The 19,117-nt window shown below is 57.9% G+C and carries 20 protein-coding genes and 1 pseudogene; 18 read left to right on the forward strand and 3 right to left on the reverse strand.

What is annotated here, in order from left to right; translation table 11 throughout:
- Nucleotides 1–53 precede the first annotated feature (53 nt).
- The 7 genes and pseudogenes from BZL43_RS00450 to BZL43_RS00480 all read left to right on the forward strand — a co-directional run bounded on the left by BZL43_RS00450 (nucleotide 54) and on the right by BZL43_RS00480 (nucleotide 6,767).
- A complete protein-coding gene (locus tag BZL43_RS00450; RefSeq protein WP_095630508.1) occupies nucleotides 54–1,046 on the forward strand; it encodes a response regulator in 993 nt (330 codons plus the stop codon).
- Nucleotides 1,047–1,090: 44 nt separating this feature from the next.
- Entirely contained in the window at nucleotides 1,091–1,456 is a 366-nt protein-coding gene (locus BZL43_RS00455; protein ID WP_095630527.1) for a response regulator transcription factor, read from the forward strand.
- A gap of 300 nt (nucleotides 1,457–1,756) precedes the next feature.
- A complete protein-coding gene (locus BZL43_RS00460) occupies nucleotides 1,757–2,410 on the forward strand; it encodes a hydrolase (RefSeq protein ID WP_095630509.1) in 654 nt (217 codons plus the stop codon).
- Nucleotides 2,411–2,480: 70 nt separating this feature from the next.
- On the forward strand, nucleotides 2,481–3,485 hold the full coding sequence (locus BZL43_RS00465) for an MBL fold metallo-hydrolase (RefSeq protein WP_095630510.1): 1,005 nt from the start codon (nucleotides 2,481–2,483) through the stop codon (nucleotides 3,483–3,485).
- 78 nt (nucleotides 3,486–3,563) lie between these two features.
- Nucleotides 3,564–4,910 carry an OprD family porin gene (locus BZL43_RS00470; RefSeq protein ID WP_095630528.1) on the forward strand — a complete coding sequence of 449 codons (1,347 nt, stop codon included), beginning with the start codon at nucleotides 3,564–3,566 and terminating at the stop codon, nucleotides 4,908–4,910.
- A gap of 38 nt (nucleotides 4,911–4,948) precedes the next feature.
- Nucleotides 4,949–5,165: pseudogene (locus tag BZL43_RS28425) on the forward strand (site-specific integrase); the annotation flags it as partial.
- 12 nt (nucleotides 5,166–5,177) lie between these two features.
- Nucleotides 5,178–6,767 carry an ABC-F family ATPase gene (locus BZL43_RS00480; protein WP_095630511.1) on the forward strand — a complete coding sequence of 530 codons (1,590 nt, stop codon included), beginning with the start codon at nucleotides 5,178–5,180 and terminating at the stop codon, nucleotides 6,765–6,767.
- Between the two features lie 210 nt (nucleotides 6,768–6,977).
- Here the strand turns inward: BZL43_RS00480 and BZL43_RS00485 are convergent, their stop codons facing one another.
- On the reverse strand, nucleotides 6,978–7,589 hold the full coding sequence (locus BZL43_RS00485) for an FMN-dependent NADH-azoreductase (protein ID WP_095630512.1): 612 nt from the start codon (nucleotides 7,587–7,589) through the stop codon (nucleotides 6,978–6,980).
- Nucleotides 7,590–7,721: 132 nt separating this feature from the next.
- Between BZL43_RS00485 and BZL43_RS00490 the strand changes: the two genes are divergently transcribed.
- Both BZL43_RS00490 and BZL43_RS00495 read left to right on the forward strand, forming a co-directional pair.
- Entirely contained in the window at nucleotides 7,722–8,630 is a 909-nt protein-coding gene (locus BZL43_RS00490) for a LysR substrate-binding domain-containing protein (RefSeq protein ID WP_095630513.1), read from the forward strand.
- The gene (locus tag BZL43_RS00495; RefSeq protein ID WP_095630514.1) at nucleotides 8,627–8,986 is read left to right on the forward strand and encodes an MmcQ/YjbR family DNA-binding protein; all 360 of its coding nucleotides are present in this window, start codon (nucleotides 8,627–8,629) and stop codon (nucleotides 8,984–8,986) included. The genes BZL43_RS00490 and BZL43_RS00495 overlap by 4 nt, the downstream gene beginning before the upstream one ends.
- Nucleotides 8,987–8,992: 6 nt before the next feature.
- Here the strand turns inward: BZL43_RS00495 and BZL43_RS00500 are convergent, their stop codons facing one another.
- Both BZL43_RS00500 and BZL43_RS00505 read right to left on the reverse strand, forming a co-directional pair.
- Nucleotides 8,993–9,424, reverse strand: coding sequence for a DUF1294 domain-containing protein (locus BZL43_RS00500; RefSeq protein ID WP_095630515.1), 432 nt, complete (start codon nucleotides 9,422–9,424; stop codon nucleotides 8,993–8,995).
- Nucleotides 9,421–10,251, reverse strand: coding sequence for an undecaprenyl-diphosphate phosphatase (locus BZL43_RS00505; RefSeq protein WP_095630516.1), 831 nt, complete (start codon nucleotides 10,249–10,251; stop codon nucleotides 9,421–9,423). Before BZL43_RS00505 ends, BZL43_RS00500 begins: the two co-directional genes overlap by 4 nt.
- 293 nt (nucleotides 10,252–10,544) lie before the next feature.
- Here BZL43_RS00505 and BZL43_RS00510 point away from each other — a divergent pair, with 293 nt between their 5' ends.
- From BZL43_RS00510 to BZL43_RS00550, 9 genes are all read left to right on the forward strand, one after another.
- Nucleotides 10,545–12,179, forward strand: a complete 1,635-nt coding sequence (locus tag BZL43_RS00510) for a methyl-accepting chemotaxis protein (RefSeq protein ID WP_095630517.1) — start codon at nucleotides 10,545–10,547, stop codon at nucleotides 12,177–12,179.
- A gap of 193 nt (nucleotides 12,180–12,372) precedes the next feature.
- Nucleotides 12,373–12,936 carry a nicotinamide riboside transporter PnuC gene (gene pnuC, locus BZL43_RS00515; RefSeq protein ID WP_095630518.1) on the forward strand — a complete coding sequence of 188 codons (564 nt, stop codon included), beginning with the start codon at nucleotides 12,373–12,375 and terminating at the stop codon, nucleotides 12,934–12,936.
- Nucleotides 12,933–13,457 (forward strand): AAA family ATPase, encoded by a 525-nt coding sequence (locus BZL43_RS00520; protein WP_095630519.1) that lies wholly within the window; start codon nucleotides 12,933–12,935, stop codon nucleotides 13,455–13,457. The genes pnuC and BZL43_RS00520 overlap by 4 nt, the downstream gene beginning before the upstream one ends.
- A gap of 392 nt (nucleotides 13,458–13,849) precedes the next feature.
- Entirely contained in the window at nucleotides 13,850–14,290 is a 441-nt protein-coding gene (locus BZL43_RS00525; protein WP_095630520.1) for a hypothetical protein, read from the forward strand.
- Between the two features lies 1 nt (nucleotide 14,291).
- Entirely contained in the window at nucleotides 14,292–14,864 is a 573-nt protein-coding gene (locus BZL43_RS00530; RefSeq protein WP_095630521.1) for an adhesin, read from the forward strand.
- 51 nt (nucleotides 14,865–14,915) lie between these two features.
- Nucleotides 14,916–16,208 (forward strand): heme utilization protein, encoded by a 1,293-nt coding sequence (locus BZL43_RS00535; RefSeq protein WP_095630522.1) that lies wholly within the window; start codon nucleotides 14,916–14,918, stop codon nucleotides 16,206–16,208.
- Between the two features lie 63 nt (nucleotides 16,209–16,271).
- Nucleotides 16,272–16,952 carry a C39 family peptidase gene (locus BZL43_RS00540; RefSeq protein WP_095630523.1) on the forward strand — a complete coding sequence of 227 codons (681 nt, stop codon included), beginning with the start codon at nucleotides 16,272–16,274 and terminating at the stop codon, nucleotides 16,950–16,952.
- 32 nt (nucleotides 16,953–16,984) lie between these two features.
- Nucleotides 16,985–17,722 (forward strand): hypothetical protein, encoded by a 738-nt coding sequence (locus BZL43_RS00545; RefSeq protein ID WP_095630524.1) that lies wholly within the window; start codon nucleotides 16,985–16,987, stop codon nucleotides 17,720–17,722.
- Between the two features lie 49 nt (nucleotides 17,723–17,771).
- Entirely contained in the window at nucleotides 17,772–19,052 is a 1,281-nt protein-coding gene (locus tag BZL43_RS00550) for a hypothetical protein (RefSeq protein WP_095630525.1), read from the forward strand.
- The last annotated feature ends 65 nt before the right edge of the window (nucleotides 19,053–19,117 follow it).

Raw genomic sequence — 19,117 nt, forward strand, 5'->3', positions numbered from 1 at the left:
CTGATGAACCGAAGTGTCCCTATCATCTTTCCCAACGCAGCGCAGAGAAACGCATGATCCGACTCGGCCAAGCCACTATTTCCCTGGAACGGCGCGAAGCCTTTCGTGATGGACAGCCATTGCGTGTCGGGGGCCGGGCGTTCGAAATTCTCTCCGTGCTGATGCAGGCCGATGGCCGGATCGTCAGTAAAGACGAATTGATCACCCAAGTCTGGCCCAACACCATCGTTGAGGAAAATAATCTGCAGGTGCAGATTTCTTCGCTGCGCAAATTGCTCGGAGAAAAACAACTCATCCAGACGGTCCCGCGCCGAGGTTACCGATTATTGAAAGAACGTGAACCGCCCCTGCCCTCGTTCCATCCGATGGTTCCGGGCCCCTTGGCGCCTCAAGATCAGGAGGCGATCGATCCTGACAGCGTGCCGGTGTTCATCGTGGACGATGAAGCCTCCGTGCGCACAGCGCTCAGTCGATTGCTGCGCGCAGAAGGCATCGCGCACCGCATATTTGCCTCGGCGGAGGAGTTGCTTGGTGCTGATCTTGGCATCGGCCCCGCTTGCCTGTTGCTGGACATAAGCCTGCCCGAGGCGACAGGGCTGGAACTGCAATCGACGCTCGGACAACGCGGGCATCCATGGCCGGTCATTTTCATGACCGGTTTCGGCACCATCCCAATGTCGGTGCAAGCCATGAAAGCGGGAGCGGTGGAATTCCTGACCAAACCTTTTAATGACGATCAGTTGCTGGACATCCTGCGCACCACCCGTCAGCGTGCAGCGACGGCGTTCGTGCAGTGGCAACGCATTCAGAGCGCCCGTCAAAGGGCGGTCCTGTTGACACCCCGTGAGCGCGAAGTGCTGCCGCTGATCGTCGCCGGGCTGTCCAACAAGCACATCGCCAACCGGCTAGGCACCAGTGAAATCACCGCCAAGGTCCACCGCAAACACATCATGGAGAAGATGCAAACGCGTTCTCTGGTCAGTCTGGTCAGCCTGTATGGCCTGATCAGCGCGGAGCCGGCGCCAGCCATGCAAGGTTCTTCATGACTATCGGCACTGGCGGCGCCGCCCCCGCGCTGCCCGGCAATGCCATGACCATCGTCTGCATCGTGGACGATGACACGTCTGTGCGCAGAAGCCTGGCCAATCTGCTCCGGTCAGCGGGCTACCGCTCTCGGGTATTCGCTTCGGGTGAGGAATTCCTGGCTCTCGAAAACTTCGATGACGTCGCCTGTCTGCTGCTGGATCTGAAAATGAAGGGCCTTAGCGGAATAGACGTCATGCAAGCGCTTGCCCACCTGGACATAAAGTTTCCGGTGATATGCATGTCGGCCTACTGGGATGAAGCGACCCTGATTGAATCCAGCCGCTACGGCGCCAGTGAATGTCTGCGCAAACCCTTTACCGGCGATGCGTTATTGACCGCTGTCGAGATCGCCCTCCAACCCCGGCACTGAGCCCGGGTGTTCACGTCTGTGCAGCAAGCACCGGGACCCGCCAGGTCAGTTCGGCATACAGTCGCCAAGTGACGCCATAACGGCCGTTATCCGATACGTGTTCCGCATTCCTGTCGCGAAAACCGCACGCTATCGCACACATACCCCAAACCACAGCACACCTGTTCAATCGCGGGCCAGTGGAATGCCTGACCATACCCTCGACTACTGATTCCAACCCGATGACTTGTTTATCAGCCCAACGGCACTCGCCGTCGAGCAACCCGACTAGTCCTCACTCAATACCCAAGGAAAACTATCATGGCCCTCGCAAAAGCAGCTCCAGGCAAAACCCTTCTTACCCCAACTGACCATACGTTGATCATGATCGATCATCAGTCGCAGATGTCCTTTGCGACCAAGTCGATCGATGCCGTCACCCTGCGTAACAACGCCGCGCTGGTAGCCAAGGCGGCCCGGGGCTTCGAGGTATCGACCATCCTCACCACCGTCGCCGAAAAAAGCTTCTCTGGCCCGATCTTCGACGAGATCAAGTCCGTATTTCCGGACCACAAGGTGATCGACCGCACCAGCATGAACACCTGGGAAGACGAACGCATCGCCGTTGAAGTCAACGCCTTCGGCAAACAGAAAATCGTCCTCGCCGGTCTGTGGACCTCCGTGTGCATCGTCGGCCCGGCGCTGTCAGCTATCGATCAAGGCTTTGAGGTGTACTTCATCGCCGATGCCTGTGGCGATGTCTCCATCGAAGCCCATGAAATGGCCGTGCAACGCATGATCCAGCTCGGCGCTCGCCCGATGACAGCACTGCAATACCTGCTGGAGTTGCAACGTGACTGGGCTCGCAGCGAAACCTACGAGGAAACCGTCAAGACCTCGATCGCCAATGGCGGCGCCTATGGCCTGGGGCTGATCTACGCAAAAACCATGTTCCAGGCCTCTGAAGGCCATTAAGCAATGACAGCGGCTGCGCACAGGCGTAGCCGCTTTTCACGCCTTTCTTATTGCAACCAGGACGCAAGCCATGAGTCTCCTCCAGCACCTTCCCTCCTGCTTCAAGGGCTCACTGATCGCCCTGAGTCTTACGCTTGCAGGCAATCAAGCCCAGGCGGCGCCACCGCCGCCAGTGCAAACCCAGGCCCCTGGTTATCAGCGCCTGGCGGTGGGTGAATACGAAGTCACCGCATTGTTCGATGGCTACAGCGACCTCGGGCCGACGCTGCTCAAAGGCCTTTCGCAGAAAGACATTCGCGCCATGCTCGAACGTAAGTTCATTTTTACCCCAGGCATGCCGACCGCGTTCAACGCATTCCTGATCAACACCGGTAAAAACCTGGTGCTGGTGGATGCCGGTGCCGGTGCCTGTTTCGGCGAAACCGCGGGCTGGCTGCCCGATAACATCCGCGCGGCCGGTTACCAACCTGAGCAGGTGGATACCGTGTTGCTCACCCACATGCATGTCGATCATGTCTGCGGCCTGACCAATGCCAAGGGCGAGCCGGTGTTCGCCAACGCCACCGTCTACGCAGCGAAACTGGAGGCCGATTACTGGCTCAGCCAGGAAAACCTGGACAAGGCCCCAAAAGACGCCCGTGGCTACTTCGAGATCGCCCGTAAATCGGTAGCCCCCTATGTCGCCGTCCAACGGTTCAAAACCTTCACCCCCGAGCAGTCGCTGGTGCCCGGCGTGACCGCGGTCAGCCTGCCCGGCCATACACCCGGCAGCAGTGGTTACACGTTCAGCTCCAACGGTCAGAGCATTGTGTTCATGGGTGACCTGGTGCACAGCTTCGCCGTGCAGTTCCAGCATCCGGAAGTGAGCATCGGCTTCGATGTCCTGGGTAAACAGGCCATCGTGACGCGCGAAAAACTGTTCAAACAGGTCGCTCATGACCGTACCTGGGTTGCCGGTGCTCATTTGCCCTTCCCTGGTATCGGGCATATCAGCAGTCGCGAAAAAGCCTTCGCCTGGGTGCCCGTCGAATACGGCCCTTACCAGCGACCGAAAAATGTTCCGCTGATCCAGTGATCACACCCTGGACATAATCCGACTTCACCGCGGGAGTTCCCACTCCCGCCTGCCTATAAAGGTTCGTGTGCAGTGCTGATGTATGCATCCAAAGACCTCAACGCGACCGGCCCCCGGGCGCCCTTCTGGTGGGTCATGTTGCTCACGGGCACAGCCGCAACCGCGATCGCCGCCGAGCCTGTACCCACCGCACAAGGTTTGCTGGCAGGGTCGACGCTTGAGGTGCTCAGCCGAAACTTTTACCTCAACAATGACTACCGATCGCCCTCGCCGGCAGACAAGAGTTACAAACAGGAATGGGCTCAGGGTTTCATCGTATCGTTTGAATCCGGGTTCACTCCCGGCATGATTGGGATGGGTATCGACGCCCATGGATTTCTCGGCTTGAAACTGGACGGCGGCAAGGGGCATTCCGGAACGGGATTGTTGCCTCTGGATCATGACGGGCGCAGTGAACACAACTACTCCAGTGGTGGTGGAGCCTTGAAGTTGCGAGCCTCTCGCACCCTCCTGGCGTTCGGTGAAATGACGGTGGAAACTCCGGTGTTCGATACGGCGGACAAACGCCTGCAACCGGAATACGCCACGGGCTTGTTGATCGACAACCGTGAAATCGATGACGTGCATCTGGTGGCCGGTCACTTCACTGCGTTCAAGAATATGGATGCGTCCACCAGCAAGGGCGACTTTTCCGGCTACGGCGTGAGCACCGCTACGGGAGGCATCGATTTTATCGGGGCCAACCTGTTCGAAGATCGCCCCGTGGGCGGCGCCTTTTATGCCTCGGCGCTGAGCGACACCTGGCGTCAGTACTACGCCAACCTGCACCTGAAACAGTCCGGTTTTTTCCTCGACGGCAATCTTTACCGCACTCAGGACGATGGCGAGGCTGTGGCAGGGGCAATCGATAACACGGCCTACAGCCTGTCGGGCAAATACACCACCGCAGGCCAAGCCTTCACCCTCGCCTATCAGAAAATCAACGGCGACACCCCCTTCGACTTCGTCGGCGGTGATTCCATCTACCTGGCCAACTCGATCAAGTACGCTGATTTCAACGGCCCCCATGAACATTCCTGGCAGGTGCGCTACGACTTCGACCTCGGCACTTTCGGCCTGCCCGGCTTGAAGTTCATGACCCGCTACGTGACCGGGCGTGGTATCGACGGCACCCGCGCCCCCAAGGGCGGTGCCTATCACCCGTTCGACTCGTCCACTGGCGATTACCAGCCCCAACAAGGAGATGGCGGCCGGCATTGGGAACGCGATATAGACCTGCGCTACATCGTACCGTCAGGCCCGGTCAAGGACTTGTCCGTGCAACTGTCCCATGTGACGCATCGAGCAAACAGCGCTCAGGCCGGCGATGACATCGATCGGGTTTATGTGGTTATCGAGTACCCACTCAAGCCGGGATCGCTTTGAGCCTTCAAGGTATCAGGCGACATTAAGGGAGCCCTTATCGGCTGCCGTACAACTGCCGTCATACTTATGCGACAATGTGCTTAATGTCCAACATGAACCCGCATTCATCGCTCAGCAACTTGGCCACAGCGTCCAAAGGTTGCTGACGACGTATGCGCGTTGGCTCAACTCAAGCTCAGACTGGGGGAGCTGGAAAAGCTCCAGATTGGTATCAAAATCGGTATCAAGCAAAAACGACCAGCTCTAACCCATTGATAGGTAAGGTAATTGATCTCCACAGCTAACATCACGATGCAGTTCGGCGCCAAGCCGCTATTCGAAAACGTTTCGGTCAAATTCGGCGCTGGCAACCGCTACGGCCTGATCGGCGCCAACGGTTGCGGCAAGTCGACCTTCATGAAAATCCTCGGTGGCGACCTCGAGCCGTCCGGCGGCCAGGTCATGCTCGAGCCGAACGTGCGTCTGGGTAAACTGCGCCAGGATCAATTCGCCTACGAAGAATTTACCGTGATCGATACGGTGATCATGGGTCACGAAGAGCTGTGGAAGGTCAAGGCCGAACGCGACCGCATCTACTCGCTGCCGGAAATGACCGAAGAAGACGGCATGGCCGTGGCCGAGCTGGAAACCGAATTCGCCGAAATGGACGGCTACACCGCCGAATCCCGCGCCGGTGAATTGCTGCTGGGCCTGGGTATCGGCATCGAGCAGCATTTCGGCCCGATGAGCGAAGTGTCCCCTGGCTGGAAACTGCGCGTATTGCTGGCGCAGGCGCTGTTCTCCGATCCTGAAGTGCTGTTGCTCGACGAACCGACCAACCACCTGGACATCAATACCATCCGCTGGCTGGAAAACATCCTGACCCAGCGCTCCAGCCTGATGATCATCATCTCCCACGACCGTCACTTCCTGAACAGCGTGTGCACCCACATGGCTGACCTGGACTACGGCGAACTGCGCCTGTTCCCGGGCAACTACGACGAATACATGACGGTCGCGACCCAGTCCCGCGAGCAACTGCTGTCGGACAACGCCAAGAAGAAGGCGCAGATTTCCGAGCTGCAATCGTTCGTCAGCCGCTTCTCGGCCAACGCCTCGAAAGCCAAGCAAGCGACCTCTCGCGCCAAGGCGATCGACAAGATCCAGCTGGCCGAAGTCAAGCCGTCGAGCCGTGTGAGCCCGTTCATCCGTTTCGAACAAACCAAGAAGCTGCACCGTCAGGCGGTCATCGTCGAGGGTATGGCCAAAGGCTTTGACGGCAAGCCGCTGTTCAAGGACTTCAGCTTCCAGGTTGAAGCCGGCGAGCGCGTGGCGATCATCGGCCCGAACGGTATCGGCAAAACCACCCTGCTGCGCACCCTGGTCAACGAATTGACTCCGGATGCCGGTACCGTGAAGTGGACCGACGCCGCGGAACTGGGCTACTACGCCCAGGACCACGCCCATGACTTCGAAGACGACTGCAACCTGTTCGACTGGATGGGTCAGTGGACCCAGGGCGGTGAGCAACTGGTTCGCGGCACCCTTGGCCGGATGCTGTTCTCCAACGACGAGATCCTCAAGTCGGTCAAGGTCATCTCCGGCGGGGAGCAAGGTCGCATGCTGTTCGGCAAGCTGATCCTGCAAAAGCCGAACGTGCTGGTGATGGACGAACCGACCAACCACTTGGACATGGAATCCATCGAGGCGCTGAACCTGGCGCTGGAGAACTACCCGGGCACGTTGATCTTCGTCAGCCACGACCGTGAGTTCGTATCGTCCCTGGCCACCCGCATCATCGAGTTGAGCGCCGATGGCGTGACCGACTTCAGCGGCACCTATGATGACTACCTGCGTAGTCAGGGTGTTTTGATGTAAGACGCCTGCAAGCTTCAATGGAAAAGCCCTGTCCTGGTGACGGGGCTTTTGCATTTCAGGTCCAAAGGATCTTGGTGCTGAGACCATCGCGAGCAAGCTCGCTCCCACGATAACGCCAGAAACAAAAAACTCCGTACCTGGCCATCACGATGACCAGAATACAGAGTTTCAGCGGTATTGCCCGAGGCTGTTTACGACTTTGCGCAAACCTTACGCAGCAGCGAACAGTTGCTCGCTGATGTGTGCCTGAGCGTCGCTCATGGCTTTGGTGCGCACTTCATCACCGTAGGCCAGGCCATGGGCGCGTACGAACTCGATGTCGGTGATGCCCAGGAAGCCGAACAGCACTTTCAGATAATCTTCGTGCGCAACACCGGTAGCCTGACCGACATGCAGACCACCAGAGGTGGAAACGATCACGACTTTCTTGCCGCCGCACAAACCTTCAGGGCCGGCTTCGGTGTAGCGGAAAGTCTGACCGGCCACGGCGATGCGGTCGATCCAGGCCTTGAGTTGGGTCGGAATGGTGAAGTTGTACATCGGCGCGGCAATCACCACGGCATCGGCGGCGATGAATTCAGCCAGGGCCTGCGCGCTCAGATCGGCTTCATGCTGTTGCGCGGCGTTGCGCAGCTCTGCGGCAGTGCCGGCGGCGACCAGGGTACTGGCGGAGAAATGGCTGATGGCATCAGCGGCCAGGTCGCGGTAAGTCACCACAACGCCAGGCTCGGCAGCTTGCCAGGTTTTGACGACTTCGCCGCTCAACTGACGGGAAGCCGAGTTGTCACCCAGAATGCTCGAATCGATATGCAGTAATTTCATGTGGGATCTCCAAAGTAAGGATCGCCACCGGGCGATCTGATGGAGACAATCCTATCGACGAAACCAATGGGTGATTAGTCGGTATTAATGCGATAGTTCGTCCCATTGATAGAACAGTCGAGTATTCAATCGATGCAAGATCTCAACGACCTCTACTATTTCGCCAAGGTGGTCGAAGCCGGTGGCTTTGCTGCAGCGGGGCGTTTGCTGGGGATTCCCAAGTCGCGATTGTCGCGGCGCATCGCTGAGCTGGAAGAACGCCTGGGCGCACGCCTGCTGCAACGCACCACCCGCCAACTCAACCTCACCGCCGTGGGCGAGCGTTACTTGCGCCATTGTCAGGCGATGCTGCTGGAAGCCGAAATGGCCGACGAAGCGGTGGCCAGCATGTCCAGCGAACCCCGGGGGCGCTTGCGAGTGTCCTGCCCCGTAGGGTTGGCCCACGAAATGCTGCCTGAAGTCATCAGTCACTTCCTGGAGAAATTTCCCCAGGTTCAACTGGAAGTCATGCTGCTCAACCGTCGGGTTGACCTGATCAACGAGGGCGTCGACGTTGCCTTGAGAGTGCGGGATCTGGGTGATGAAGATCCATTGCTGGTGACCCGTCGCCTGCGTCAGGCTCAAATGGTGATGGTTGCCAGCCCGGCATTTTTGCTCGGCCATGAAATCAATCATCCCGAAGACCTGAAAAACCTGCCCGTGCTCGGCGCTCTGGAGGCCGATCGCATGGTGCACATACGCATGCTTGATCAACAGGGCAAAAGCTACGACCTGAACCTCGAGGCACGTTTGGGCTGCGAAGATTTCATCGTGCGCAAAGCCTGCACCCTCAGCGGCCAGGGCTTTACTCTGCTGCCAATGATGTATTGCGAGCAAGAGCTGGAAAACGGTTCGCTGGTGCAACTATTGCCCGACTGGTCATTGCCGGGCGGCTGGCTGCAAGCCGTCTACCCTCATCGACGCGGGGTGATGCCGGCGGTGCGTGCATGGATTGACCATTTGATCGAATCATTCAATGTTTGCGGGGACAGACTGTTATGAAAGCGGGACGAATGAGCGAAGAGGATGTCGCGCAATACTGCCTGGCGTTGCCCGGTGCGCGGGAAGATTACAAGTGGGGTGGCGTGCGGGTGTTTTCGATTGCCGGGAACAAGATGTTTGCCTTGCAGAACCTGCGGGGGCAGTCCCTGGCTTTCAAGGTCGACAAGGACCTGTTCCTTGGCCATTGCGACCGGCCGGGCATTCACCCGGCGCCGTATCTGGCCCGGGCCCAGTGGATCATCATGGAAACGCCCTACCCGCTGGGCACCGAAGAACTGCAAGGCTTGCTGCAACGCTCCCACCAATTGGTGGTGAGCAAGTTGCCCAAGCGCACGCAGGTCGGCTTGCTGCTTTAAAACGCTTTAAGGCAACGCAAACAGGTTAGCGCCCAGAAACAACTGATCGATCCAGAACACTTGATGCATCAGCACGATGAGCCAGAACACCACCTGAAACGAGATTTTGCGGGTCTTGTGCCGAAACGCTTGCTGGGCCAGCAAAGCGCCCGGCCAACCACCCGCCAGCTCCACCGCGTGCAAGACGTTCTCCGGCGTGCGCCAATGGTCGACGCGGGCCTTGCGCTTGTCGCTCCAGTACAGGAAAAACGCCAGCACGCTGACCAAGCCGTAGGCCACCAGGGGAATCACCGACACCCCGCGCAGCCACATCGACACCGCGCCAAACAACGGCACTGCACACAGCACAACGAACACCAGCAGTTTCAGCCGCAGGTGCTGAACGGCGCCTGCGGGCTTGCGCCCGCGGTTATTGTTGCGCGCATTGGAATCGCTCATGGCTTGACCGCGGTCCAGTCGACCCAACCGAATTGCCAAGTGGCCAGGATCAGCAGGCCGAACGCAATGCGATACCAGGCGAATGTCGCGTAACTGTGGCTGGCAATGAAGATCAGCAGCCCCCGGACAGCAATCATCGCGCAGATAAAGGCCGTGACGAACCCGATGGCGAATACCGGAAAATCAGCCGGCACAAACAGGTCGCGGTATTTGTAACCCGAGTACACCGCCGCGCCGACCATCGTTGGCATGGCCAGGAAGAACGAGAACTCGGTGGCCGTTTTGCGCGACAACCCGAACAGCAAACCACCGATGATCGTCGAGCCGGAACGCGAGGTTCCGGGAATCATCGCCAGGCACTGGGCGAAGCCGACTTTGAGCGCGTCTTTCCAGGTTATGTCATCGACGCTTTCAGCATGCACTTCATGCTGGCGACGTTCGGCCCACAACATCACAACCCCGCCCACGACCAATGCGCTGGCCACGGTAATCGGGTTGAACAGGTACTCGTGGATCAGATCGGCGAAAATCACCCCCAACACCACCGCCGGCAGGAAAGCGATTAACAGGTTCGCGGTAAAACGCCGAGCGCCGGGCTGCGTCGGCAAGCCAATGACCACATCGAAGATCTTGCGGCGAAACTGCCAGACCACCGCCAGGATCGCGCCGAGCTGAATGATGATGTTGAAGGCCATGGCGCGCTCGCCGCCGAAACCGAGCAAATCCGCCACAATGATCTGGTGCCCGGTACTGGAAATGGGCAAGAACTCCGTCAGCCCTTCTACCACGCCTAAAATCAATGCCTGAAAGGCCGTCCAAAGATCCATCAATCCCCCAAGAAACAATGCCCCCAGGCATGCTCCGTCAATAATTTATAAACGTTAACTGCGCTCAACCGTAGCTGAATCCCCGCGCGCACAAGCTCCACGCAAATCGGTAAAAATGGCGTGAAAAAAAGACTTGGGCTCAGGTTTTTCAGTGCGGGGCCGAAATCCTATCAGACACGCCTCATTTACGCTGCCGCGTAATAGGACCTGAGTCGCATGGGCCCGGTCGGCAAAGTGTGGCTGGATGCTGGCGATCGTTTATGACAAGAACAAGAAACCGGAGTAACCGCGTTATGAACAGCTTGCGCAATGTGTCGATCAGCCGACGCCTGTGGCTCATCTTGATCGTGGCCGTGGTGATGCTATTGACGTTGGGCGTGTTGATGCTCAAGCAGATTCACGACGACCTCTATCAGGCAAAGGCCCAAAAGACTCAACATGTGGTGCAGACCGCCAGTGGCATCCTCACCTATTACCACGGCCTGGAAACTGCCGGCACGCTCACCCGCGATGCCGCGCAAAAGCAGGCACTGAATACCGTGCGCGGTTTGCGCTACGACCAGAATGACTATTTCTGGATCAACGATCTGACGCCCGTCATGATCATGCACCCGACCAATCCCAAACTTGATGGCCAGAATCTCTCGACGATCCGCGACCCCGACGGTTTCGCACTGTTCAACGAGATGGTCGCCATCGCCAAGGCCAAGGGTGCCGGCATGGTCGACTATCGTTGGCCAAAACCGGGCGCCAGCGCACCGGTGGAAAAAACCTCCTACGTGAAACTGTTCGAGCCCTGGGGTTGGGTGATCGGGTCCGGCGTGTACATTGATGACATGCAGGCCGAATTTCATGGCCAAGTCTGGAAGGCCTCTTTCGTGGGGCTGGTGATTGCCCTGATCATGGCCATGCTGGTGATCATGATTGCCCGCAGCATCGTGCGTCCGCTTCAGGAAACCGTGAACGCCATGGCCAATATCGCCAGCGGTGAAAGCGACCTGACCCGTAGCCTCGATACCCACGGCCAGGACGAAGTCACGCAATTGGCCCGGCACTTCAACGCCTTTACCGCCAAACTGCGTGTGGTGATCTGTCAGCTGCAAGTGTCCGCCGGTGCGCTGGGCCAGTCTTCCAATGAACTGGGCAACGATGCCGCGCAAGCCCGGCAACGCAGCCAGCAACAGTCGCAGCAGATGGAACTGGTGGCGACCGCGATTAACGAAGTGACCTACGGCGTGCAGGATGTGGCCAAGAACGCCGAACACGCAGCCAGTGAAATGCGCAATGCCGAGTCTCAGGCGCAACAGGGCCAGGTCAATATCGATGGCAGCTTGCAGCAGATCGACCAGCTGTCGTCGACCATCGATCAAGCCGTCGAAGTGATTCGTACGCTGGCCGCCGAAAGCACGCAAATCGGCAGCGTTCTGGAAGTGATCCGCTCCATCGCCGAGCAAACCAACCTGCTGGCCCTCAACGCCGCCATCGAAGCCGCCCGGGCCGGAGAGCAAGGACGCGGGTTTGCGGTGGTCGCCGATGAAGTGCGCCTGTTGGCCCAGCGTACTCAGAAATCGACGGCGGAAATCCAGTCGATGATCGAACGCCTGCAAAGCCATTCCGAAGCGGCGGTCAAGGTGATTGGCGACAGCAGCCGTGCCTCGCAACTGACCATCGAACAGGCCGGCCTGGCCGGTGCCAGCCTGAATGCCATTGGCCAGGCCTTGCGCAATCTCAATGGCTTGAATGCGTCGATTGCCAGCGCAACATTGCAACAGGCCCACGTGGTGGAGGACATCAACCAGAACGTAACCCAGGCCGCAGGCTTGTCCCACAGCACGGCACTGGCGGCTGAGCAGTCGAGCGTGTCCAGCGTTCATCTCAAGGAGTTGAGCGAACAGTTGAACGGGTTGCTCAAGCAGTTTCGGGTGTAACTCTTCTGTGCGCCCGGCCTTGCCTCCCTTGTAGGAGCGAGGCTTGCCCGCGAACAACGCACCGCGGTTTTCAGATACTTCGCGTCATCGTTCTTCGCGGGCAAGCCTCGCTCCTACAGGGGGCAAGTCCCCCATTCCCCACAATCCGGGTACAATTCGCTCCCCCTCATTTTCACGACACCAAGGAACCTCCATGTCCGGGCTTGAACTGTTTGCTGCCGCCCTCGGCGTGATTGCCGTCTGGTTGACGGTCAAACAGAACCCTTGGTGCTGGCCGATCGGGCTGGTCATGGTGCTGCTGTATAGCTGGATCTTTTTCGAAGTGAAGCTGTATTCGGACATGCTGCTGCAAGTGATCTACGCCGGTTTGCAGATCTACGGTTGGTGGCAGTGGACCCAGGGGACCGCGACTCATGGCAAGCGGCATGTCAGCCTGCTCGATGGCAAATCCATTGCGCTCGGGCTGGCCGTCGGCGCAGTCGGCAGTTTGCTGCTGGGCGCCGCGATGGCCCACTGGACCGATGCCGCGCAGCCCTGGCTCGATGCGGCACTGACCGGTTTCAGCCTGGTGGCGCAGTTATGGATGGCGCAAAAACGTCTGCAATGCTGGCCGCTGTGGATCGCGCTGGACATCATTTTTGTTGGCCTGTTCATCTACAAAGCGCTGTACCTGACGGCGGGTCTTTATGGGGCGTTCGCACTGCTGGCGGTGCATGGCTGGCGGACATGGCGCACCGACCCGGCGTTGCGCACATGAAAGTTCTGGTACTGACGGGGCCTGAATCCAGCGGCAAGAGCTGGCTGGCCGCCGAACTGCAACAGCAATTCGGTGGAGTTCTGGTGGGTGAATACGTGCGCTGGTTCATTGAGCAGCAAGCGCGAGACACCTGCCCGGCCGATATCCCCGAAATCGCCCGCGGTCAGCTGCAATGGGAAGACGACGCTCGCGCCATGAGGCCGTCGTTGCTGATCCTCGATACTCATTTGTTGAGCAATATGCTCTGGAGCGAAACCCTGTTTGGCGATTGCCCGGCCTGGCTCGAACAAGCGCTGCTGGCTCGTCACTATGACTTGCACTTGCTGCTATCGCCCGAACTGGTCGGCTGGAGCGATGACGGTCAGCGGTGTCAGCCTGAGCTGGAGGAACGTCGGGCTTTTTTCAATGCGACTCAAGCATGGCTGGAACAGCATCGACAACCTGTTCAAGTGCTTCAGGGCGATTGGGCCGAACGCCGGTTACAGGCACTGCAAGCCGTCACGCTGCTGCTCGGGCGCTGACCTCTCTATTTCGGCGCTCCCACAGGGATTGCGCTTGACTTGACTGGCTGGCACACGCCTCAAGCATTTGTTGCAGTAATTTTTCAAATACGTCCGTTTCTGAAACACCGCCCCCTCTCGAACAACCCGTTTCAACGCCAGTCATCGTCTTGTCATGCGATGTGTTAGAGCGTTGATACATCTGGCACAAAGCTTGGATCCAGTGCTATTGCAATCTCTTATCACTATTGCCTCCCAACGGTTGTCTCAGACCTGAAACATCATTTCATCGATTCGCTAGCGTTGATCGATAACCCTTTGAATCAAAACAACAATCAAAAACCGGCACAGCTTTCGCTCTCTCCTTCGCAACGTTGATTGGAACAGCCCCATCAAAAGAAGGAATTGCCGCCGTGGGGACATTGGAAAACCGCATTTTCAGCCTGCTATTGATCGGATGTGCGCTGGGTTCAAGTGTCAGCCTGCCCGTACAGGCTGACAACGGCATCATTATCATCAAGCGTGATGTCCAGCCGCGCATGGCAACCCGTGCACCGGTGATGCCCGACCCTGATCCCACGACCGCCAATGCCAACCCATCCAGACAAGTCCTCAGACAAACGAACGAGTTGAGCGACGGCGACTTTGCCAATGTCGCCAGTGGTGCCGGTATTTCCCGTCTGGTCACTCAAGGCACCCACAACAACCTGGGCGGCAATATCACCAACCAGGCCCAGCTTTCCAACCTCCCAGCCGGACGTTCGGGAAACTCGGGCAACGGTATTGCCAACATGGTCAATTCAAATGTCCAGCAAGGCCTGGGTGCCCTGAAAGTCATCACGGGAGACCGTTGAGATGAACCGTACGCTGCTGCTGTTGGCCCTGTTTTGCAGTGCATCGACCTTTGCCCAGTCTCCGGTCATCAATAACGCCGAAATCGACGGTTCGGGCATGCGGCACCAGGGCAACCTCTCGGTCAACCAGGCTGCGGGCGATCAGCAGCAACAGGCCAACGCCCGGGCCATCGCCATTGGCAACAACGCCAGCGCCACCACCCAGATTCGCCAACGGCTGCGTTCGCAGGTCGACCCCAGGATGGATGCAAGATCCAGCATTCAAGGCGACTCCTTCAGCCACGGCAACGGTGTACTGGGCGTCAACCAGAGCGCAGGCGCCAGCAACCAGCAAGCCAATGCCCTGCGGATAAGTATCAGTTCACAGCCGCAAAGTATCGACGACAGCGTCCTCATGCAGCAGAACGTGACGCTGATCAACGACTCCGATCCAACTGACTCTGCACCAGGCAATCGCCAGGTCGCTACCAGCGACCAGGCCTTCACCGGTAGCCGTGGGGTGATCCAGTTGAATCAGAGCTCCGGGGTGGGAAACCGAATGGCCAACACCCTGAGCGTACGGGTCATGGATTGATCCAAACAGGTAGACACAACACTTAACCTAAAATAAGTACGGAGAATCACCATGAAACCTTCGATGGCACTCAAGCCTCTGGTTTTCGCAATTGCTGCGGTCATGGCTGTTGCTGTACAAGCTGGGCAGCGTGACAACGACGACCACCACCACCATGGTCATAAACCCCCTCCTCCAACAAAGATCCCTGTCTATGCGACGGCCGAAGCATGGGATAACCAGAGCAGTACCGGCAACCGCATCCGTAATGAGGGGACGGTCAACGAAGCTGAAATGAACAGCTCTGCCACAGGCGCCAGCGGCAACGTCGGCGTCAACGTGGCGGCAGGTAGTGGCAACCAGCAAGACAACGCGTCCGCCATCGCCAATGCTGCCTCAAACTCCAGTCAGGACAACAGCTTCGTGTTCGGCACGGCGACAGCCACCGCCGACGTCACGCAATACAGCAACAACAACAGGGTCAACAACTTCGGTAGTACAGCCTCTGCCGTGATGAACGGATCGGGGAATGGCGGCAGCGGCAATATGGGGATCAACATTGCTGGCGGCGATCTCAACCAACAGAAAAACACCATGGCCATTGCCAACACCAATGCTCCGCTCGGTAATGCCACCGCCACCGCCTCTGCCGATCAACAAGGTCCTGGCCTGGTAGTGAATAACTACGCCGATCGGACCACCCGCCTGGATACGATAACCCTTACCACAACGGCCAGCGGCAGTGCCTCTCGCGACAAGTCTTCCGATTTGAGCGTTAACCAAAGCGCTTCTTCGAGCTTCGATGTGAGTGGTTCCAGGAGTTCCGAGGCGAGTGGTTCCAGAAGCGTTGATGTGAACGGCTACAGAAGCTCGGACAGCAGCTCCAACACCAGTGCTTCTCTGAGCGCTGCTTTGGAGGCCTCTGCGAATGCCACCAGAACTGTTACCTGGAACAATGGTAATGGCGATCGCACCCGCACCAGGACTGTCGACGCATCGGTTGACGCATCGATCGATGCAAATTTCGACGCGTCGCGTGAAAGGTCGAGCGATTCCTCGTTCGAAAGGTCGTTCGATAAATCGTGGGAAAGATCGTCCGCCTCCTCGTTTGAAAAATCGGGCAGTAGAGAGTCCGAATCCTCGTACGACAAATCGAAAAGCTACAGCGAGAGCAGTTCGTTTGATTTGAGCAACACCTATTCCTATCAAGTGCTGACTCCAACTGGCTGGGCAAACCCTGTGACCAACACCGCAAGCCTGAACGGTTCGGTGAATGGTGGCAGCGGCAACCTGGGCGTCAACGTGGCTGCGGGTGTGGGCAACCAACAAAGCAACTCGTTGGCCATTTCCAACAACTCGTTCTAATTGCTGTCTCTGGAGGCCCCCTCACGGGGGCCTGTTTCAAACACAACCAGAAGGCGTCCTTCCATGCGCATTATTGCCTTGGCATTTTTGCTGTGCGTGGCCAGTGTGAGCGAAGCTGCACAAATGCCGCTGTCCGTCCTGCCGGGTGGCGCGGTGGTGTACAAGCCGATCCAGAGCATACGCGAGCGTAAGTTTGCCGACCTGGTGCAACAGAAAACCGACTTCAGTTGCGGCGCAGCTGCGCTGGCAACCATATTGCGCCAAGCCTATTGGCTGGACGTCGATGAAGAACAGATCATCGAAGGCATGCTGGCACATTCCGATCAGGATCTTGTCCGTGTCCAGGGCTTCTCCATGCTCGACATGAAGCGTTACGTGGAAAGTATCGGCATGCGGGCCCGTGGCTACCGGGTAGCGCCGCAAACGTTGAGCGACATCAGAATTCCGGTTGTCGTGCTTCTGGATATCCGTGGCTACAAACACTTCGTGGTCATGCAAAGAGTTCACAGGGGCTGGGTCTATATCGGAGATCCGGTACTCGGTCATAAACGCTACAAAGTCGATGACTTTGTAAAAGGCTGGAACGGCATCATCTTTGCCGTCATCGGTCAGGGCTACGACAAAGCCAATGCGCTGCTCGACCCACCGATGCCACTGACCGCCAAGAACCGCATCAACACCTTCACCCCGGTGCGAGACGCAGAATTGATGGATTTCGGATTCATCCAAAGCGATTTCTTCTGATAACAAGGAGCACGACGCTCCGGGAGCATCCCATGAAGACTCCACTCTGGCTGGTCGTGGCTTGCCTGGCCGCCAGCCTCCCGACCCAGGCACAGACGTTCAAACCCATTGAGCTGAAAGATCAGGAATTGGCGACCCTGCGCGGCCGCTATGTCATGCCAGGGCGGATTATCAGTTTCGGCATTGTCATGACCAGCACTTGGCAAAATGCCAACGGTGAAGTGATCGGGGCAACGTCCTCGATGCACATTCAACAATCGACCATCAAGCCACAGTTCTATGTGTCGATGATCAATGAAAAGGGAAATGGCTCAACGAGTTCACAAGGCACCGGCATCGTCACGGGTGGCAATGGCCTCAACAGCACCGAAGGCGTCACTCAAGTCGTGCGTGCTGCCGGCGACCATAACAGTGCCTACAACAACGTTCAGATCAACGTCACAAAGGCTAGCCAAGCGCCAGCAACGGAACAACAGGGTCAGGCATTGGCCGCAGGCTCGACGATGGTCGGTGCCAATGGCGCGGGCGCATTAAGCGTTTCCTCGACCGCGATGGGTGTGCAACTCAACATCGTGGCCAACAACAATCAGGGCAGCACCGAACAACGCCTGGCCGAAGGCGGGCTGATGCAGAACACGACGTTGCTCGGCGGTGGCAACCAGGTCAACAACCTCACATCCTTCAATGTCGTGCTGCGTGACAACGTGACAACCGGGTCGCTGAACGGCAACCTGGACCAACTCAAAGGTCTTCGCACTCAAGGATTCTGATCTACGCTCAGTGTCATCCAGACGTAGTCAGTAAAGGGACGGTTAACCCATGCACCGATCGTTGACGTTCAGAGCTATCGTTTGTTTGAGTAGCCTGGCCCCGGTCCCCCTGCTGTATGCAGCACCGGACCCCCAGGTCGAAGCACTAAAAAAAGAACTCATGGAGCTGAAACAGCGTTACGAAGCACAACAGAACGCGCTGATGGTTCTTGAACAGCGCATTCGCCAAGTCGAAGAAACACCTGCGACGCCTGCCCCCAAACGCTTGACCAAATCTCCCGCAGAAACGCCCGGGAGTGGTCAGACAGTGGCCGCCGGTGCGCCTGGAACCACGGGCAGTTCATACGGCCAATCGCTCAAGGATGATTCAGAGCCTGCGCAAAGCGTTTCCAACTTGTATGACGAAGCCAGCGGCTTCTTCGGCGGCGGCAAGTTCAGCATCGAAACCGGCCTGACGTACACGCACTACGATACCCGTGCGTTGGTGCTCAACGGCTTTCTGGCACTGGACTCCATTTTCCTGGGTAACATCAACCTCGACCGCATCAAGGCGGATAACTGGACCCTGGACCTGACCGCCCGCTACAACGTGGCACAACGTTGGCAGTTCGACATCAACGTCCCCGTGGTGTATCGCCAATCGACGTATTCCTCCGGTGGCGCCGGTGGCGCAAGCCCGGTGACGTCGGACGCCACCGTGACCCGCGACCCGACCATTGGCGATGTCAACGTTGGCGTTGCCTACAAGTTTCTCGATGAGTCGGCCAATCTGCCCGACGCGGTCTTTACACTGCGCGTCAAGGCGCCGACCGGTGAAGACCCTTACGGCATCAAGCTGGTCAACGACCCGAACAACGATAACCTCTCGGTACCCGAGGAATTGCCTACCGGCAATGGTGTCTGGTCGATCACCCCGGGGCTCTCGCTGGTCAAGAGCTTCGACCCGGCCGTACTGTTCGGCAGTTTGGCCTACACCTACAACATGGAAGATTCTTTCAGCGACATCAGCCCTCAGGTCAACTCCAAGGTGCCCGGGGATGTGAAACTGGGCAACTCCTGGCAGATCGGCGCCGGTATTGCCTTCGCCTTGAACGAGAAGATGAGTATGTCGTTCTCGTTCACGGATCAGTTCGCCAGCAAGAGCAAAATCAAGCCGGACGATGGCGACTGGCAATCGATTTCCAACAGCGATTACAACTCGGCCAACTTCAACATCGGCATGACCCTGGCCGCAACGGACAACCTGACGATCGTTCCCAACCTGGCCATCGGCCTGACTGAGGATTCGCCAGACTTTTCCTTCAGCCTGAAATTTCCGTACTACTTCTGATCCGGCACACACAACTTCGGCGGTTTTTTTATTGATCCTGTAGGAGCGAGGCTTGCCCGCGAAGA

It is taken from the genome of Pseudomonas sp. PICF141, from assembly GCF_002286815.1.
Lineage (GTDB): Bacteria > Pseudomonadota > Gammaproteobacteria > Pseudomonadales > Pseudomonadaceae > Aquipseudomonas.

Coding starts and splice junctions, on each gene's coding strand:
- BZL43_RS00450 (WP_095630508.1), top strand. CDS start 54: ATGATCCGACTCGGCCAAGCCACTATTTCCCTGGAACGGCGCGAAGCC.
- BZL43_RS00455 (WP_095630527.1), top strand. CDS start 1,091: ATGACCATCGTCTGCATCGTGGACGATGACACGTCTGTGCGCAGAAGC.
- BZL43_RS00460 (WP_095630509.1), top strand. CDS start 1,757: ATGGCCCTCGCAAAAGCAGCTCCAGGCAAAACCCTTCTTACCCCAACT.
- BZL43_RS00465 (WP_095630510.1), top strand. CDS start 2,481: ATGAGTCTCCTCCAGCACCTTCCCTCCTGCTTCAAGGGCTCACTGATC.
- BZL43_RS00470 (WP_095630528.1), top strand. CDS start 3,564: ATGTATGCATCCAAAGACCTCAACGCGACCGGCCCCCGGGCGCCCTTC.
- BZL43_RS00485 (WP_095630512.1), bottom strand. CDS start 7,589: ATGAAATTACTGCATATCGATTCGAGCATTCTGGGTGACAACTCGGCT.
- BZL43_RS00490 (WP_095630513.1), top strand. CDS start 7,722: ATGCAAGATCTCAACGACCTCTACTATTTCGCCAAGGTGGTCGAAGCC.
- BZL43_RS00495 (WP_095630514.1), top strand. CDS start 8,627: ATGAAAGCGGGACGAATGAGCGAAGAGGATGTCGCGCAATACTGCCTG.
- BZL43_RS00500 (WP_095630515.1), bottom strand. CDS start 9,424: ATGAGCGATTCCAATGCGCGCAACAATAACCGCGGGCGCAAGCCCGCA.
- BZL43_RS00505 (WP_095630516.1), bottom strand. CDS start 10,251: ATGGATCTTTGGACGGCCTTTCAGGCATTGATTTTAGGCGTGGTAGAA.
- BZL43_RS00510 (WP_095630517.1), top strand. CDS start 10,545: ATGAACAGCTTGCGCAATGTGTCGATCAGCCGACGCCTGTGGCTCATC.
- pnuC (WP_095630518.1), top strand. CDS start 12,373: ATGTCCGGGCTTGAACTGTTTGCTGCCGCCCTCGGCGTGATTGCCGTC.
- BZL43_RS00520 (WP_095630519.1), top strand. CDS start 12,933: ATGAAAGTTCTGGTACTGACGGGGCCTGAATCCAGCGGCAAGAGCTGG.
- BZL43_RS00530 (WP_095630521.1), top strand. CDS start 14,292: ATGAACCGTACGCTGCTGCTGTTGGCCCTGTTTTGCAGTGCATCGACC.
- BZL43_RS00535 (WP_095630522.1), top strand. CDS start 14,916: ATGAAACCTTCGATGGCACTCAAGCCTCTGGTTTTCGCAATTGCTGCG.
- BZL43_RS00540 (WP_095630523.1), top strand. CDS start 16,272: ATGCGCATTATTGCCTTGGCATTTTTGCTGTGCGTGGCCAGTGTGAGC.
- BZL43_RS00545 (WP_095630524.1), top strand. CDS start 16,985: ATGAAGACTCCACTCTGGCTGGTCGTGGCTTGCCTGGCCGCCAGCCTC.
- BZL43_RS00550 (WP_095630525.1), top strand. CDS start 17,772: ATGCACCGATCGTTGACGTTCAGAGCTATCGTTTGTTTGAGTAGCCTG.